General features: G+C 34.1%; 15 protein-coding genes and 3 rRNA genes. 6 read left to right on the top strand and 12 right to left on the bottom strand.

The features are described 5' to 3' along the window. The first annotated feature begins 142 nt into the window (after positions 1-142). A complete protein-coding gene (locus tag CM240_RS00935; protein WP_044035830.1) occupies positions 143-1,633 on the top strand; it encodes a methyl-accepting chemotaxis protein in 1,491 nt (496 codons plus the stop codon). A gap of 63 nt (positions 1,634-1,696) precedes the next feature. On the opposite strand, the gene CM240_RS00930 is transcribed toward CM240_RS00935, so the two are convergent. From CM240_RS00930 to CM240_RS00905, 7 genes are all read right to left on the bottom strand, one after another. Beyond that, on the bottom strand, positions 1,697-2,800 hold the full coding sequence (locus tag CM240_RS00930; protein WP_044035829.1) for a M20/M25/M40 family metallo-hydrolase: 1,104 nt from the start codon (positions 2,798-2,800) through the stop codon (positions 1,697-1,699). A 185-nt stretch (positions 2,801-2,985) separates the two neighbouring features. Then, positions 2,986-3,108: a hypothetical protein gene (locus CM240_RS18110; RefSeq protein ID WP_278246570.1), complete on the bottom strand. Its 123-nt coding sequence runs from the start codon at positions 3,106-3,108 to the stop codon at positions 2,986-2,988. 76 nt (positions 3,109-3,184) lie between these two features. Beyond that, positions 3,185-3,541, bottom strand: a complete 357-nt coding sequence (locus CM240_RS00925) for a C-GCAxxG-C-C family (seleno)protein (protein ID WP_044035828.1) — start codon at positions 3,539-3,541, stop codon at positions 3,185-3,187. Positions 3,542-3,750: 209 nt separating this feature from the next. After that, positions 3,751-3,868, bottom strand: a 5S ribosomal RNA gene (gene rrf, locus CM240_RS00920). Positions 3,869-3,924: 56 nt separating this feature from the next. Then, a 23S ribosomal RNA gene (locus tag CM240_RS00915) occupies positions 3,925-6,825 on the bottom strand. 572 nt (positions 6,826-7,397) lie between these two features. Then, complete coding sequence (locus tag CM240_RS00910) at positions 7,398-7,745, bottom strand: TIGR04076 family protein (protein WP_044035827.1); 348 nt, start codon at positions 7,743-7,745, stop codon at positions 7,398-7,400. After that, positions 7,729-7,938: a hypothetical protein gene (locus tag CM240_RS00905; protein WP_044035826.1), complete on the bottom strand. Its 210-nt coding sequence runs from the start codon at positions 7,936-7,938 to the stop codon at positions 7,729-7,731. The genes CM240_RS00910 and CM240_RS00905 overlap by 17 nt, the downstream gene beginning before the upstream one ends. A gap of 351 nt (positions 7,939-8,289) precedes the next feature. On the opposite strand from CM240_RS00905, the gene CM240_RS00900 reads away from it, so the two are divergent. Further along, positions 8,290-8,550 carry a hypothetical protein gene (locus CM240_RS00900; RefSeq protein WP_044035825.1) on the top strand — a complete coding sequence of 87 codons (261 nt, stop codon included), beginning with the start codon at positions 8,290-8,292 and terminating at the stop codon, positions 8,548-8,550. 109 nt (positions 8,551-8,659) lie between these two features. Here the strand turns inward: CM240_RS00900 and CM240_RS00895 are convergent. Both CM240_RS00895 and CM240_RS00890 read right to left on the bottom strand, forming a co-directional pair. Continuing rightward, positions 8,660-10,173: ribosomal RNA gene (locus tag CM240_RS00895) — 16S ribosomal RNA — on the bottom strand. The 16S, 23S and 5S rRNA genes sit together here, the layout of an rRNA operon. A 672-nt stretch (positions 10,174-10,845) precedes the next feature. Continuing rightward, a complete protein-coding gene (locus tag CM240_RS00890) occupies positions 10,846-11,592 on the bottom strand; it encodes a peptidylprolyl isomerase (protein ID WP_044035824.1) in 747 nt (248 codons plus the stop codon). 230 nt (positions 11,593-11,822) lie between these two features. On the opposite strand from CM240_RS00890, the gene CM240_RS00885 reads away from it, so the two are divergent. Beyond that, positions 11,823-12,893, top strand: a complete 1,071-nt coding sequence (locus tag CM240_RS00885; RefSeq protein ID WP_044035823.1) for an NAD(P)H-dependent flavin oxidoreductase — start codon at positions 11,823-11,825, stop codon at positions 12,891-12,893. Between the two features lie 44 nt (positions 12,894-12,937). On the opposite strand, the gene CM240_RS00880 is transcribed toward CM240_RS00885, so the two are convergent. Beyond that, positions 12,938-13,414: a hypothetical protein gene (locus tag CM240_RS00880; protein ID WP_044035822.1), complete on the bottom strand. Its 477-nt coding sequence runs from the start codon at positions 13,412-13,414 to the stop codon at positions 12,938-12,940. A gap of 57 nt (positions 13,415-13,471) precedes the next feature. Beyond that, positions 13,472-14,734: a VanW family protein gene (locus CM240_RS00875; protein ID WP_051483616.1), complete on the bottom strand. Its 1,263-nt coding sequence runs from the start codon at positions 14,732-14,734 to the stop codon at positions 13,472-13,474. 200 nt (positions 14,735-14,934) lie between these two features. Between CM240_RS00875 and CM240_RS00870 the strand changes: the two genes are divergently transcribed. Beyond that, a complete protein-coding gene (locus CM240_RS00870; protein WP_044035820.1) occupies positions 14,935-15,414 on the top strand; it encodes an HAD domain-containing protein in 480 nt (159 codons plus the stop codon). 47 nt (positions 15,415-15,461) lie between these two features. On the opposite strand, the gene CM240_RS00865 is transcribed toward CM240_RS00870, so the two are convergent. Then, entirely contained in the window at positions 15,462-16,076 is a 615-nt protein-coding gene (locus CM240_RS00865) for a DUF1836 domain-containing protein (protein WP_044035819.1), read from the bottom strand. 256 nt (positions 16,077-16,332) lie between these two features. On the opposite strand from CM240_RS00865, the gene CM240_RS16650 reads away from it, so the two are divergent. Both CM240_RS16650 and CM240_RS00855 read left to right on the top strand, forming a co-directional pair. Further along, the gene (locus CM240_RS16650; RefSeq protein ID WP_156930489.1) at positions 16,333-16,995 is read left to right on the top strand and encodes a hypothetical protein; all 663 of its coding nucleotides are present in this window, start codon (positions 16,333-16,335) and stop codon (positions 16,993-16,995) included. A 13-nt stretch (positions 16,996-17,008) separates the two neighbouring features. Beyond that, on the top strand, positions 17,009-17,668 hold the full coding sequence (locus CM240_RS00855) for a hypothetical protein (protein WP_044035818.1): 660 nt from the start codon (positions 17,009-17,011) through the stop codon (positions 17,666-17,668). Positions 17,669-17,709 lie beyond the last annotated feature (41 nt).

Raw genomic sequence — 17,709 nt, 5'->3', positions numbered from 1 at the left:
TAATTATTTATTAATACCGTTTACATATAAAAGAACTTATTCAAGTTATTATATATTTTAACGATATAATAACTATATTGTTATTTTGAATATATTTAAATTTTATTTTATGTTTTTTTATGCATTTTAAGGGGGGCACAATATGAATACAAATAATATTTTTTCAGAAAATGATAAACAAATCGATATTCAACTAAATAAAATTTGCAAAGTAGGCGCGATACTTTTTATTTTAAATTTTATATTTTTTATAACACAAAAAAGTTTATTTGATTTTTCTATATACGATATAGTATATTTCTCATCATATTTTCTTATTATTATTCCACTAGTATACTATAAGGTTTCACCTGATAAAAAATACTATAAAAGGATTACTATCTATACAATTAACGCTATTTGTCTTATTGCTTTTTTCCTTACTTGGATCTCTGTACCATACATACTAATATTACCAACATCAATAGCTTGCTTGTATTACGATTTTAAACTTGCACGAAATCTTTTAGTTTTTAATACTATAGCTATGATTATTATTACTTTCTTCCAACCATTTATAGATACAGGTAACTTTTTAGATAACTCATTACACTCTGCTATGATGTACTCTGTCTATTTTACTATTCAATTAATTATGATAGGAATGTTACTATTATCAAATTGTAAAAATTCTAGCAACCTACTTATAAAAGCATATAAGTTAAATAATAATATTGCATCTATTTTAGATAATACAAATATTCTGGCTAATGAAGTTGCAGAGTCTATCACTACTCTTAATAGTAGTGTTTCTCAATCAAATAGAGCTTTAGCAGAAGTTAATAATTTTGTTGTAACTGTAAACACAAATTCTGATAATATGATAAATGCTATTTCATCTACAGATAAATCTATAAATGAAATTATACATAATATAGATACTACTTTAGAAAAGACTAAAGACATACATGAGCATAATAAGAAAATTACTGAAATAACTAATAGAAGTAGAGAGAATCTTTCTAACGTAATATCTGAATTAGGTACTATTAAAGATTCTACTGCTAACTCTAAAGATAAAGTTCTTTCTTTAGAAGAAAAAACAAAGCAAATACTTAATGCTGTAACATTAATAAACGGAATAGCAGAACAAACTACACTATTATCTTTAAATGCTTCTATCGAAGCTGTACGTGCTGGTGAGTCCGGAAAAGGATTTATGGTAGTTGCTGAAGAGATTAAAAATTTATCATCATCTTCTAATAAAGCCGCTGATGATATCAAAAATATGCTATCTGACATTACAGATTATGTTTCTCTTGTAGTAGAGGCTATTGATTCTACTAGCAATATAGTAAATACTAATATTAATTCAATATCAAATTCTCACTCTGATTTTGATGAAGTATTCTCTATGCAAAATGCTATGGTTGATCATGTACAAGATATAAACTCTCTAATGTCTATATTAAACACTCAAGGCGACACAATTAAATCAAATATGAATGAATTGAAATCAATAAATAAATCTACAAACTTATCTATAGATACTATGACTTCAAACCTTGAGGAACTTCAAGGAGAATTTACAGAAATAGCAATGCAAGTTGATACTATTAAAAATGTTTCTGATAATTTAGTTAATAATGAATAGAAAAATGGAGCTATCGCAATAAACGAGAAAAACTCATCAGCGATAGCTCCATTTTTTATAAAACTACTCTTTTATTAACTCTAAAACTAAATCTCTTAATAATTTTAAATCATCAATATATACATGCTCTTCTAATGTATGTGGAGCTCTCTCCCCACTAGAAAGATTTACAGCTGCTATTCCATTTCCATTGAATATATTAGTATCACTACCACCACCAGTGGATGTAACTATTGGCTCTATTCCTAAAGCTTTAATTGCCTTTTTAGCTTTATCAACGATTTCTTCATTTTCTTCTATTACAAATTCGCCATACATTCTCTCAACATTAACTTCAACGCTTCCTCCAAAAGATTCTGCCACTCTTTCAAAAGTCTTAACCATATGTTCTGTTTGCGAATCTAGGCTCTCTATAACAGTACTTCTTGCTTCTGCTTCTATTGTCACTTCTGGACACACTACATTAGTAGCAACGCCCCCTGTAATCTTTCCAATATTAGCTGTAGTGTTTTCATCAATCCTTAATAACTTCATGTTACTAATAGCTTTTGCTGCTATCTCTATAGCACTTATTCCTTCTTCCGGACAAACTCCTGCATGAGCTGGCTTTCCTTTTATAACTACAGATATTTTATCTTGCGCTGGACCTTTAGTAACTATTGTTCCGATATCCCCACCGCTATCTAATACAAAACATTTATTTCCTTTTAACTTAGAATAATCTAAATTTTTAGATCCAAACAATCCACCTTCTTCTGCTATAGTAAAGATAAATTGAATATCACCATGACTTATATTCTCTTCTTTTATTTTAACTACAGCCTCTAATAAAGCTGCTATTCCAGCTTTATCATCGCCACCTAATATAGTAGTTCCATCACTATATATAACATTATCCTTAATCACAGGTTTGATTCCATTTCCAGGAGATACTGTATCCATATGACAACTAAACATTATAGTTTCAGCATCTTTATCTCCTTTTAAAGTAGCAATTAAATTTCCTGTGTTTGACCCAACTTTTTTTCCAGCATCATCTTCATAAACTTCAAAACCTAATGCTTCTAAATCTAATTTTAATCTTTTAGCAAACTCACCTTCGTTTTTAGTTTCACTATCAATCTGAACATATTCTAAAAATCTTTCTACAATTCTATCTTCTTTCATCTATTGTTCTCCCTTATCCACAATCCAATATGAATTTTATGTACTTATCCACATTTTTATCATAAGTTATATATTTTATGTGTATATCTTTTTATAATTAATTAAAAAAGTGCCTCAATCTTATAATGAGACACCCCTTCATTTCTTATATGTTACTATAAGCTAAGTTTAAAATCAATATACTATTAATTCTTATTAGTAGAAGTCCATTGATTATCTGTGGCAGACTTTTCTTTTTTATGTCCACAACAACATTTATGTTCTCCTGACCATTGATTGTTCTCTGCTGTTTTCTTTTCTTTTGTCATTTTTTCCACCTCCTATAAAGCTATCAATATAAGTTTTAGCTTATAGAAGATTTTAATACTATGTAAATTATTACACTTACTTTAATATATCTACTAAAAGATCATAAGTATAATTTTCTATTTCTTCACAAGTTATTTTATTAGCCTTAAGATCTCTACAAAGATGTGTATTATATTTTTCTATGATGGCATCCATCATTTCTTTTGTATATCCTCTAGCCATATTGCCTTCTGTACTCTCTTCTCTTCCTTTTAAATAACCTATAATCATAGTTGCCGCTGATATAGCTCCACATAAACTTCCTGATGTAAACCCGCTTCCCATACCACTTCCTAAACTTACAGGTATATCAGTTCCATGCTCTTCATTATATGTTTTTATCATTGCTTCTGCACAATTATAACCTTGTTTATGATAATCTGATACTTTCATCGTTAGTCCCCCTTCCTTATGCAATATTTTAAGACGTTTTAATTTACTTTACAAGAAAAATATCCTGCTAATACTTATTTAATATTATATTCTATTAAAAAATATTGATTTTAATATAGTATGGAAGAAAGAATTTAAAACAAAAAGAAAAAAATAAGATATATAATAAAGAAACTTAATTCATTATTATATATCTCATTTATATATTTACCTGGCAACATCCTACTCTCCCACACAGTCTCCCGTGCAGTACCATCGGCCCTCTGAGGCTTAACCATCGTGTTCGGTATGGGAACGGGTGTATCCCTTAGAGGCATCATCACCAGATTTGAAAGATATTGTTCTTTCAAAATTGCATGCTACAATAAACTTTTTTATATACATTGGACAAGCCCTCGACCTATTAGTATCAGTCAGCTAAATATGTTACCACACTTACACCTCTGACCTATCAACCTGGTAGTCTTCCAGGGGTCTTACTGACTTAACGTCATGGGAAATCTTATCTTGAGGTGGGCTTCACGCTTAGATGCTTTCAGCGTTTATCCCTTCCCGACATAGCTACCCAGCTGTGCTCCTGGCGGAACAACTGGTACACCAGAGGTCAGTCCATCCCGGTCCTCTCGTACTAAGGACAGCTCCTCTCAAATTTCCTACGCCCGCGACGGATAGGGACCGAACTGTCTCACGACGTTCTGAACCCAGCTCGCGTGCCGCTTTAATGGGCGAACAGCCCAACCCTTGGGACCTACTACAGCCCCAGGATGCGACGAGCCGACATCGAGGTGCCAAACCTCCCCGTCGATGTGGACTCTTGGGGGAGATCAGCCTGTTATCCCCGAGGTAGCTTTTATCCGTTGAGCGATGGCCCTCCCACGAGGAACCACCGGATCACTAAGCCCGACTTTCGTCCCTGCTCCACTTGTAAGTGTCGCAGTCAGGCTCCCTTCTGCCTTTGCACTCTTCGAACGATTTCCGACCGTTCTGAGGGAACCTTTGGGCGCCTCCGTTACTTTTTAGGAGGCGACCGCCCCAGTCAAACTGCCCACCTAACAATGTCCCGTGACCTGATTCAAGGCCTCCGGTTAGAAATTCAGTACTGTCAGGGTGGTATCCCAAGGATGACTCCACACAGGCTGACGCCCATGCTTCCTAGTCTCCCACCTATCCTGTACAGACAATACCAAATCTCAATGCTAAGCTACAGTAAAGCTCTACGGGGTCTTTCCGTCCAATCGCGGGTAACCAGCATCTTCACTGGTACTACAATTTCGCCGGATTTGCAGTTGAGACAGTGCCCAAATCATTACGCCATTCGTGCGGGTCGGAACTTACCCGACAAGGAATTTCGCTACCTTAGGACCGTTATAGTTACGGCCGCCGTTTACTGGGGCTTAAGTTCACACCTTCGCTTGCGCTAAGTGATCCCCTTAACCTTCCAGCACCGGGCAGGCGTCAGCCCCTATACATCAGCTTTCGCTTTAGCAGAGACCTGTGTTTTTGCTAAACAGTTGCTTGGGCCTATTCTCTGCGGCCTACATTTCTGTAGGCACCCCTTCTCCCGAAGTTACGGGGTCAATTTGCCGAGTTCCTTAACTGCAATTCTTCCGCTGGCCTTAGGATTCTCTCCTCATCTACCTGTGTCGGTTTGCGGTACGGGTACCAAACTCCTCCCTAGAAGCTTTTCTTGGCAGCGTGGAATCAGGTACTTCGCTCATACGAGCTCCCCATCACACCTCAACTTAGTCTCCGGATTTGCCTAGAGACATGTCTAAGTGCTTAGACAGACATCCAATAGTCTGCACACCCTATCCTCCTGCGTCACTCCATTGGTAATAACGTCATTTGGTAGTATCGGAATATCAACCGATTGTCCATCACCTACGCCTTTCGGCCTCGGCTTAGGTCCCGACTAACCCTGGGCGGACGAGCCTTCCCCAGGAAACCTTAGATTTTCGGCCATTGAGATTCTCACTCAATTCTCGCTACTTATGCCAACATTCTCACTCCTGTACAGTCCACCGCTCCTTTCGGTACGACTTCAGCCCATACAGGAAGCTCCTCTACCACTCCGTTAGGAGTCCGTAGCTTCGGTAGTAGATTTTAGCCCCGGACATTTTCGGCGCAAGGTCTCTCGACTAGTGAGCTATTACGCACTCTTTAAATGAGTGGCTGCTTCTAAGCCAACATCCTAGTTGTCTTAGAAACCTCACATCCTTTACCACTTAATCTACATTTAGGGACCTTAGCTGACGGTCTGGGCTGTTTCCCTTTTGACTACGGATCTTATCATTCGCAGTCTGACTGCCTGGGTACAAGTGTATGGCATTCGGAGTTTGATAAGGTTCGGTAAGCCTCGCGGCCCCCTAGCCCATTCAGTGCTCTACCTCCATCACTTAATTTACCAGACGCTAGCCCTAAAGCTATTTCGAGGAGAACCAGCTATCTCCGAGTTCGATTGGAATTTCTCCGCTATCCACAGCTCATCCCATGGTTTTTCAACACCAACGTGGTTCGGTCCTCCACGAGGTTTTACCCTCGCTTCAACCTGGCCATGGATAGGTCACCCGGTTTCGGGTCTACAGCATGCAACTAGTCGCCCTATTCAGACTTGGTTTCCCTTCGGCTACGTACCATAAGTACTTAACCTTGCTGCATACCGTAACTCGTTGGCTCGTTCTACAAAAAGCACGTCGTCACACACATAAGGTGCTTCGACCGGTTGTAGGCACAGGGTTTCAGGTTCTATTTCACTCCCCTCCCGGGGTTCTTTTCACCTTTCCCTCACGGTACTGCTTCACTATCGGTCACTAGGTAGTATTTAGCCTTGGGAGGTGGTCCTCCCTGCTTCCCACAAGGTTTCACGTGTCTCGTGGTACTCTGGATCAGTTCTGACTTTTTCGTTCTTTCGCCTACATGACTATTACATTCTGCGGTGCAACTTTCCAGTTGTCTTCGACTAGAATTCCAAAGTATTTATGAACTGTCCGCAACCCCAAGAGCAAGCTCTTGGTTTGGGCTCTTTCCGTTTCGCTCGCCGCTACTCAGAAAATCGATGTTTCTTTCTCTTCCTCCGGGTACTTAGATGTTTCAGTTCCCCGGGTTACCTTCCTTAAGCTATGTATTCACTTAAGGATACATGAGGTTTCTCATGTGGGTTTCCCCATTCGGAAATCTGTGGATCACGGCCTATGTGCGGCTACCCACAGCTTATCGCAGCTTATCACGTCCTTCATCGGCTCCTAGTGCCAAGGCATTCGCCCTGCGCCCTTTGTAGCTTGACCTATCATTTATTCTACTATAAACTGCGCATTACTTCGTCAGCTACGTCGCTCATTTCGTTCACATACAAAAGTATTGTTCACTCATTCGCTCCTTGCTTCCTCGTACTGCTTGTTTCTAGCGAATAAATCTATACAATCTTTACTAGATTAGTATAGGTATATAAATCAGTAAATCTATAATAGATTTTAAAGTCTTTATTGTAACTATGCAATTTTCAAAGAACAATTTGCTCGCTTCTAGCGAACTTATTTTTTTCTGTTGCTCTCAGCAACGAATATCATTATATAAATTAATTCGTAATATGTCAACACTATTTTTAATATTTTTTTCTTTATTTTAAAATAACCTTAAAATGAGCATAATACAAAGGATCTCCTTCTAAATATCTTATCAGTTTTAAAAACAGTTTTAGCCCAACTATCTATTTCATCTATAACAACTTTTATTTCTTAACCAATTTCAGAAGCTATAATATATACTAGTTTTTAGTTTTAATTTACGTAACATTTTACTGTTATATAAATTAGAATATTTAGGCTTATCTTTAAACTGAACACAATAAAAATCAAAATTAATCAAAAAATTTCCCTTTATAAAAATTATCATTGCCAAGTTTCTTTGCCGTTAGCCTAAACATGACGCAACCATCTGGGCATACAATATCCTTACTATACTTATCATTACCCCCAATGTTCTCTAAATCTCCTCCACTTCTGACTGACTCCATAATTGGGAACATAATCATCATAACCTTGGAACAGATACCCTGTCCATCCGAATTTATAGGACAGCCATAGGTGCAGGTATACTTATCCCCGACTTCCTCGCCATTTCGACAGTACCGTTCTGTATGGTCACTGTGAAGAAACCCAGTTACCTCAATTTCAAATTCATACTCCTCATCATACCATTTTTTCATAATCAACCTCCAAATTTTCTATATCTGGTGCTGCAAATTTAACTAATCCAGTATATTTCGTTCCATGTCCATCTGCCAAAAAGGTTATTGCTGAAGAAAGTCCTACATGCCACATAACATGCCTATATTGTCCCAAAATAAGCTCGAATCTGGTATATGAATAATTTTGAGGTTGTTCTAAAAAACTACTCATTGAAACTCCTCCACTTCAAAAATAAAATTAACAATTCTGATTTACACATCCCAGCAAATTCCTATTTATCTATTAGCTCTCCAACATTAATTTGTAAAAATATACCTAAATTATACACTAATGCATTTTTATTTTCCAACCTTTTCTATTTGTAATGTGCCGAGTTCTTTCATCATTCCTCTCTCCTAGTACTTTTCATACTTATATTAATTTATTATCCCATGTGCTGAAATTATAGTTATTGATTTTAAAAAATTATTTATAACATTTTGAGGTTTTGATTTATCTAATATATGTATTAAGAAATATGCACTTTTTACTGATTCAAAAATTGAAAGGAGATACTTAATCATGGATAATAATTTATTAGAAGAATCATTGAAAACAAAAAAGACCTCTTCTACATCTGTTGATATAAAAGAAAATCCTCGTATCATAGAAAATAATATTAAAATTCATAATTATCTATATTTAATAGTAGCCATAGTTCTAATATCAACACTTACTATATTCTCGTTTTTTGCAAAAGATATTAGCCAAACTATTTATAATTTTTTTACTAACAAGCTTACTACCACTCTAGATGAAAATAAAATTTATTTAAGAGAATAATAAAAAACTCCTGAAGAATTTATTCTTCAGGAGTTTTTTCTGATCTTTCAAAATTGAACAGAAGACATAAACCTTTTTGCTTAGGTTCTCCCTAAACATATATCCTTAGAAAGGAGGTGATCCAGCCGCAGGTTCTCCTACGGCTACCTTGTTACGACTTCACCCCAATCACTAATCCCACCTTCGGCCGCTGGCTCCTTGCGGTTACCTCACGGACTTCGGGTGTTACCAGCTCTCATGGTGTGACGGGCGGTGTGTACAAGGCCCGGGAACGTATTCACCGCGACATTCTGATTCGCGATTACTAGCAACTCCAACTTCATGTAGGCGAGTTGCAGCCTACAATCCGAACTGGGATGAGTTTTTGAGTTTTGCTCCACCTCACGGTTTTGCGTCTCTTTGTACTCACCATTGTAGCACGTGTGTAGCCCTAGACATAAGGGGCATGATGATTTGACGTCATCCCCACCTTCCTCCGCGTTAACCACGGCAGTCTTGCTAGAGTGCTCAACTTAATGGTAGCAACTAACAATAAGGGTTGCGCTCGTTGCGGGACTTAACCCAACATCTCACGACACGAGCTGACGACAACCATGCACCACCTGTCTTCCTGTCCCCGAAGGGACTTCCTCGATTAAGAGTAATTCAGGAGATGTCAAGTCTAGGTAAGGTTCTTCGCGTTGCTTCGAATTAAACCACATGCTCCGCTGCTTGTGCGGGCCCCCGTCAATTCCTTTGAGTTTTAATCTTGCGACCGTACTCCCCAGGCGGAATACTTAATGCGTTTGCGACGGCACGGAGGTCATGACAACCCCCACACCTAGTATTCATCGTTTACGGCGTGGACTACCAGGGTATCTAATCCTGTTTGCTCCCCACGCTTTCGAGCCTCAGCGTCAGTTATCGTCCAGTAAGTCGCCTTCGCCACCGGGGTTCTTCCTAATCTCTACGCATTTCACCGCTACACTAGGAATTCCACTTACCTCTCCGACACTCTAGACCTCCAGTTTGAAATGCAGCACCCAAGTTGAGCTCGGGTATTTCACATCTCACTTAAAGGTCCGCCTACGCTCCCTTTACGCCCAGTAAATCCGGACAACGCTTGCCACCTACGTATTACCGCGGCTGCTGGCACGTAGTTAGCCGTGGCTTCCTCCTTTGGTACCGTCATTATCGTCCCAAAAGACAGGGCTTTACGATCCGAAAACCTTCATCACCCACGCGGCGTTGCTGCATCAGGCTTTCGCCCATTGTGCAATATTCCCCACTGCTGCCTCCCGTAGGAGTCTGGACCGTGTCTCAGTTCCAATGTGGCCGATCACCCTCTCAGGTCGGCTACGCATCGTCGCCTTGGTGAGCCGTTACCTCACCAACTAGCTAATGCGCCGCGGGTCCATCTTATAGCGGATTGCTCCTTTAAAGCTAAAGCCATGCGACTTCTACTTCTTATGCGGTATTAATCTTCCTTTCGGAAGGCTATCCCCCTCTATAAGGCAGGTTACCCACGTGTTACTCACCCGTCCGCCGCTAACTCCACTCCCGAAGGAGCTTTGTTCGCTCGACTTGCATGTGTTAAGCACGCCGCCAGCGTTCGTCCTGAGCCAGGATCAAACTCTCAATTTAAAAAGTTCCTTCGAATTAATTAATAATTCTGTATTAGTATTCTACTATAAACTACGCATTACTTTGTCAGCGTCGTCGTTCATTCGTTCACATACAAAGTATAGTTCACTCATTCACTCCTAGCTTCCTCGTCCTGCTTGTCTCTAGCGAATACGAAACTCTTCCAAGTTTGATTTACTAGCTTAGTACTAGCTGACATTATATAATGTCAATTAAAAGAATTAACTGGTTATATGTTTCTTCTGTTCAATTTTCAAAGATCATTGTGCCACCTCTTGGCGACTTGTTTATCTTACCAAAGCTATGGGGATTTGTCAATATACTTTTCAAAAAAATTTATTCTCACTTATATTTATTCTGTAATTTATGTATTTTTGTTAGTTAACTTAGATCAACTTTTGCAATTCACATTTACTACAAATCCTGAAATCTCAGTTCAAGCTATATGAAGGTACAACCTTCATTATCCCCTTGTAACGACCTTTGTATCAAATACAACTAACTTAAGAAAACCAACCTACTCTATCCCCCCAAATTTAACATTTATGTTCCAAGAAATTCCGTAGGAATTTCTTCCACACCTGTGCCATGTGCCTTGTGCCATGTGCCCTAATTTGTGTCGTAAAAAAAGCTGCCACACTACCCGTGCAACAGCCTCTTACATTACTATAATTATTGATTAATTGTTACATTATAAGCTTTTCTTAATTCATCAGCTTTAGATGCAACTTTATATCTTTGTCTATCAGTTAAAATATTTTTTCTTATTACATCTTTAACTTCCTCGAAAGATTTTACAACAGCTGGTTTCTTTTCTTCTACTTTTACTAAATGGAATCCAAATTGAGTTTGAACTGGCTCTGTAACATCTCCAATTTCAGCTTCAAAAGCAGCTTTTTCAAATTCAGGTACCATTTGACCAGCATGGAAAAATCCTAAGTCTCCACCTGAAACATTTGATGGGCAAGTAGAATATTTTTGTGCTGCTTCTTCAAAAGATAATCCTTCTTCAATTTCTTTTTTTACTTTAAGTGCTTCATCTTCTGTAGCAACTAATATATGCTTAGCTCTAACAGACTCCCCTTCTGTAAATGTATCTTTATTTACATTATAGTAGTCTTCTAATTCTTTTTCTTCTACAGTAGCTTCTCTCATTATTTTTGAATACATATATTGTACTAATATTTCTTCTTTAACTCTCTTTAATTGAGTTTTAAACTCTTCTTCCTCTTCTATGTTATTTTCCTTAGCATATTTTAAAAACACTTCAAAATTAACTAACTGTTCTAATAATTGTGCTCTTCCATCTGGAGTATTAAAATACATTGCTTGTTCTTGTGGCAATTGCTTTAATGCGCTGTCTATTTCACTTTCTGTAATAACTTTATCGTCTATTTGAGCTAAAATTTTATTTGTCATTTTTTATCTCCTTTAATAATTAATACTTTCATATATTATACATTAGGTTAATTTTCTGTTCAACTAATGTATTTACTATCACTGTATTTTTAACCTCTCTATATCCTTATTAAGATTATTAACACTTTATTGATATTTTATTAATTGACATTGGATAAATTGTATAATATAGTTACCATATAGTTATTTTGACTATCAAAATAAAATTACAATAAAAGGGGATTTAGATCATGGACTTTACAGGTTTGAAAATTGGAAACTTAACAGCTCGTATACCTATAATCCAAGGCGGAATGGGTATAGGTGTTTCTTCTTCATCTCTTGCTGGTGCCGTAGCTAAGGCAGGTGGTGTTGGTATAATTTCAACAGCTCAAATAGGATACAATGAAGATAATTTTGAAAGTGATTCTTTAGCTGCTAACTTAACTGCTCTAAAAAAACATATAAGAATAGCAAAAGAAAAAGCTGTTAAAGGTATTGTTGGTATAAACATAATGGTAGCTACTAATTATTATGCTGAACATGTAGCTGCTGCAATAGAAGCAGGAGTTGATCTTATAATTTCTGGTGCCGGAATTCCTCTTCATCTTCCTAAACTAGTAAAAGGAACAGATACTAAGATAGCGCCTATCGTTTCAACTCCAAAATCTGCTAGAGTTATACTTAAAGCATGGGATACAAAACATAACGTCGCACCTGATCTGATTGTAATCGAAGGTCCAAAAGCTGGCGGCCATTTAGGTTTTTCAACTAAAGATCTTGATAATATAGATTCTATAGACTTTGATCAATATATAAAAGATATTATAGAATTAAAGAAACCTTATGAGGAAAAATATAATAAACACATTTCTATAGTACCTGCTGGTGGTATTTTTACTGGTGAAGATATTGCAAAATATCTTAAATTAGGTGCTGATGGTGTACAAATGGCTACACGATTTGTAGCTACAGAAGAATGTGATGCTGATATAAATTTTAAGATGGCATATGTTAATAGTAGAAAAGAAGATATTTCTATAGTAAAAAGTCCTGTTGGTATGCCTGGAAGAGCTATAATAAACAAATTTATTAAAAAAATTTCTAATGAAAATATGAAAATTCCTAAATGTTATAATTGCTTAATACCATGCAAACCATCAACAACGCCATACTGCATATCTAATGCTCTTATAAATGCTGTTAAGGGTGATATTGATGATGGATTAGTTTTCTGTGGTGAAAATGCCTATAGGATAGATAAAATCACTACAGTTCCAGATCTTATGGATCAACTAGTTAAGGAAATTACTTTAGCTTAAAAAAAGCTGGAGCACAACATTAATTTATTGCGCTCCAGCCTTTTTTATTTTTCTTTATCACAAAGTCTAAGATCATATCTAAGTATTTTAATCATATTTTTCTTTTTTCTTCTTGGAAACTTAATTTTAATATTAGAACTATTACTAGTTTTAATATATAATTTATTATTCTGTATGCTCCACTCTTCTAAGTCTCTCCACTTTACTTTATATATACAACCATCATGCAAACTTATTGTTGCTACACCAAGTCCAGTAATGATATCTTCATTTATTACATTTAATAAAATTAAAGTAATGATCATTATATATATGAGTCCTTCATAAATAGCATTTATATCAATAACATAATATATAAATCTTATTATTCCTAAAATACTTAATATAAATACTATCCACCTCAAAGGATTAATACCACATTCTATAAGTTTAATTTCTTTTATTTCTTCTTTATGATAGTAAAATGTACTTATCATCGCACCGATAAATGATAATACTGAAAACACTATTATTAATGCCAATAATTGTAGCCTCCTTATATTTAAGTTATCTACAATTATTGGCAATTTCAAATAAATTTATTCATGATCTCTATAAGTATCTGTAGATATATACTCTGAATCTACTAGAACACCATCTTTATAAGTATCTAAGTAACTATTAACAGTATATTTATCTCCATTTCTTTGACCTGTTTGCTCACCTCTTAACTTATAAGTTGTACTAGGATCATAATCAGATTCATTGCAATATATATCAAAAGTTAATATAGACCCAGATGTATATGATGATATATAAATAGGATGTTTTAGTGTATTCTTAAACTTATAGTCTATATATCCATAAGCTATAGTGGCATCACACCCTATTCCTACATAAGATACTGGCATATTGTGGTTTAATCTTTCTGTAGACCTTATATTAGCTCCCATAATAGCATTATATAATGTACTAGATACCTGACATATTCCTCCACCATATCCTTCGACAACTTTATTACCAACATAAGTTCCTGCTTTTTGATATCCTCTATCTGCAGTTGTATCTCCTACTACTTCATTATAAGAAAATTCTTCTCCTGGCATCACAACTTTACCATTTATAGCTGCTGTAGCTAATTTTATATTTGTCACTCTACCATCTACAGATGTACCGAAGTTTGTACTAAAAGACGAAATTTTCGTATTTATAGTCTTAAGATCCTCTTCTTTAATAGTAGGCTTAACCGCTTCTACTTCTGCTTCAATAACCACTTCTCCATCAAATTTATCTGAACTTAATTCTTCTGTGACATCTTTACTTAACTTATCAATATTTAATTTTGATCCGTCAGCTCCACTTTTAGTTATAAATTGTCCATTTTTTAATTCAATAGTTGCATCCGTTGCATCCTTATTCACTTCTTTTTCTATTGTTGATAAATATTCATTAACCTTATTTTCATCAAACGTAACTTTAATTGGGTATTCCTTTTCCTTTTTTAAATTTTTATATTTATCTATTGTGCTACCACTCTTTCCATACTCATATGCTTCTTCTACAGTATCATCAATAGATACTTGAACATCTACATCTTCACTTTTTAAATTATACTCTTTATCTCCAACCTTTATCTTTATTATTTTTTTATTTATCTCATTTGAAAAATATTCATTCAAAATTTTTTTAGCTTCTTCTTTACTTTCTCCCCCGATTTCTACACCATGTACCTTTATTTTTGGATAAACTAATAAATTATATTTATTAACTCTTGAAAATATATATGCTGTAAAAATACCTACAACAACTATTATCCCCGCTAATGATGCTGCAGATATCACCCACACTTTTTTATTCTTCATATGAATATATTCCCCCAATTCTTAACCATTATTTTACAATTAAATTGTACTGTATTTCTTTTTACTTTTCCAGTACTATTTATTATATTTTTTACATTTGTTTATTAAAAAAATAATCTACTAAATTGTTATATTTATAAAATATTTGTCAATAATCTTATTTATGACAAATATTTTAAACTATCTAAAGGAGATCATTTATGAATATAATTTTTTTAGATATAAATGGCGTATTAATTGATACTAATCCACCTTTTATATCAAATACCTTTTTATTTAATCCAGAAGCTATGACTAACTTAAGTAAACTTATAGAAATTACAAATAGCAAAATCGTTATTTCTTCCAGCTGGAAAATTGGAATGAAAAACCCTAATAACATTTACTGGCAATCTATCCTTCAAAATTTTCGCAATTATGGAATATTGGATTCACTTATATCAGTTACACCCACTTTATATAATTATCGTAATTTTTATAGTAAATCTAAAGAAATTTCTACATGGCTATCTGAAAATTTTTATGTTACTAAATATATCATAATAAGTAGTGAATATTTAAATAACCATCTAGACAATGTTTTAGTAAAAACTTCTTCTAAAAAATGCTTTAGTAATATAAACCTTTATAATTCTATACGATTATTTAATTCTGATATAACACTAAAAAAAATGCAGTAAGTTATTATTACTAACTTCACTGCATTTTTTATTTATATATTACAATTTTATTTATTATCTTTATCATCAATATAATTACTATATTGTTCTACTATGTTTTGAGCTAATTTTTTAATAGCAGAAGCTTGAGCTATTAAAGTCATTACAATAAGAAATACTGTTATTTTCTCTTGCTCTTCACCATTTAAATTATAGCCTTCCATTAATCCATCTAATTTATTACTATCTAAAAACTCTTTTTGTATAAAATCATCAAAGCTTTCTTTTTGGATTTCAGTAAAAGTCTTATACGCATTTTCCCAAGATATTATATCATCTGATCTATCGTTTATCTCATTAAAAGCAAGACTAAATACTTTCTTAATTTCCTCAGTTGTAAGAACAGGTCTCATATAACTTAGTAGCACTAGTTCTGTTAAATGTACTTTTGTATATCCTCTCTTTTTACCATCTTCAGGTTTAGATATAACATCATTCTTTATATAATTTTGTACTATATTATTAGTAAATTTTTCTCCCGGAAATCTATCATTTAAATAGTCTATAACCTGTGATAAAAACAAATCATACTCTGGTAAATCTGTATATGGTATAATATTACTTTCAGCTATTTGTTTTGATAATTCTTTTATTCTTGAAATATCAAAAGAAGATCCGCTCATATTTTCACCCCTATATTCATTTCTAAAATATCCATTTATTATATATATTATAGTGTTTATCTTAATGTATTACAAGGTATAAAAAAGACTTTTCTCAAAAAAAATTTTTTGAGAATATTATATATATAACCCTTTAATATAGTATTGATTTCTATATAGTTTTAATGTATTATCAAATTAACATATTTTAGCTAGTATTATTTGCATATACCTTTACTAACTATATATAATTAAATTATCACTATTGTTCTAGGGGGTGGATACAATAAATAATTCAAGTTGGAAAAAAATTGTACAAATTTTAATATGCTTTATGGTTTCAATCACCATATCATTTTCATTTGCTGAAGATGTTTTTGCTAAAAGTAGAAGCTATGGATCCCGTGGTAGATCATCTTCCTACTCAAGTTCATCTTCTTATTCAAAATCTTCAAGTTCATCTAGTTCTTCTTCAAAGAAAAGTTGGTCTACCGGTTCTTATAGTAACTCTAATAGTAGTAGCAATAGCAGTAGTAACTCTTCTTCAAAAAAGAGTTGGTCTACTGGTTCTTACAGTAACTCAGACAACTCTAGTAACAGTAGCTCAAATTCTTCAAAGAAAAATTGGTCTACTGGTTCTTATACTAATAATGATAATACTAATGATGATGAAAATACAAGCTCTAATAATACATCATCTACTCCAAGGTTCTATGGTACCGGTAGCTATGGTAAAAGTAGTTCTTATTATAATAATTCCACTAAAGGAAACTACAACAATTATAATAAATATATTTATTTACCTATTCCTTTACCTATAGGTAGAACTCGCATCGGCGGACGCTATGGATATTCTCTCCTTAGCATATTATTAAATATATTATTCCTAATAATAATTATCGCCATAATAAAGAGCTTTATTAAAAAATTTAGAAAATAGGAGTGTATGTTTTATGGATAAATTTGATGAGTTAGTAGAAAAAGAAAAAGGCTTATACAGCTCATTATACTTAGATGTTAATGATGCTATAGATAAAATAGAACCTTTTATAGATAAGTCTCAATTAAATAAGAGATTCTTCTTTAAAAATAAAGAACTTATAAGAGAATATCTAGATATATTAACCGCTGCAGAAAAAGACGTTGAATCCAAAGGGTTCTTTAAGAAGTCTTCTGCTAAAGATACAAATTTAAAACTAATTGAGTCATATAAATCAAAAAACTCAAAAACTTTAAAAACATTAAAACAATGTACAGATTGTAAATGCTTTTCTTGTATTGATACTTGTGAATTTGATAGTTGCGATAGCTGTATTAATGAAGGTAAAATAGCTTCTTGCGATAAGGTTCGTACATCTGTTGCTATTTTTAACAACACATATAAACTAGATCTTAAAAATAATAATACAAATTCTATAGAATACTTTAATGTACTAGGTATAGTACAAGATATAAAAAATGATAAGAGATATATTCTTATGGAAAACATTAATACCGGTCAAAAAATGGTCATGTACCTAAGTTATACATTAAAAGGTCAAGACTATGGTGAAATTACAAATGGAGAAGATTTTGATTATGCTATTGATAGCTACGAAAATTCTTTAATATAGCCTTATAAAAAGAGCCTGAAGCACAATAAATTTGTACTTCA

The sequence above is a fragment of the Clostridium bornimense genome (assembly GCF_000577895.1).
In the GTDB taxonomy this organism is placed as follows: Bacteria; Bacillota; Clostridia; order Clostridiales; family Clostridiaceae; genus Clostridium_AN; species Clostridium_AN bornimense.
Note: the sequence above shows the minus strand (reverse complement) of the source record. Positions and strands in the feature narration are given on the sequence as shown.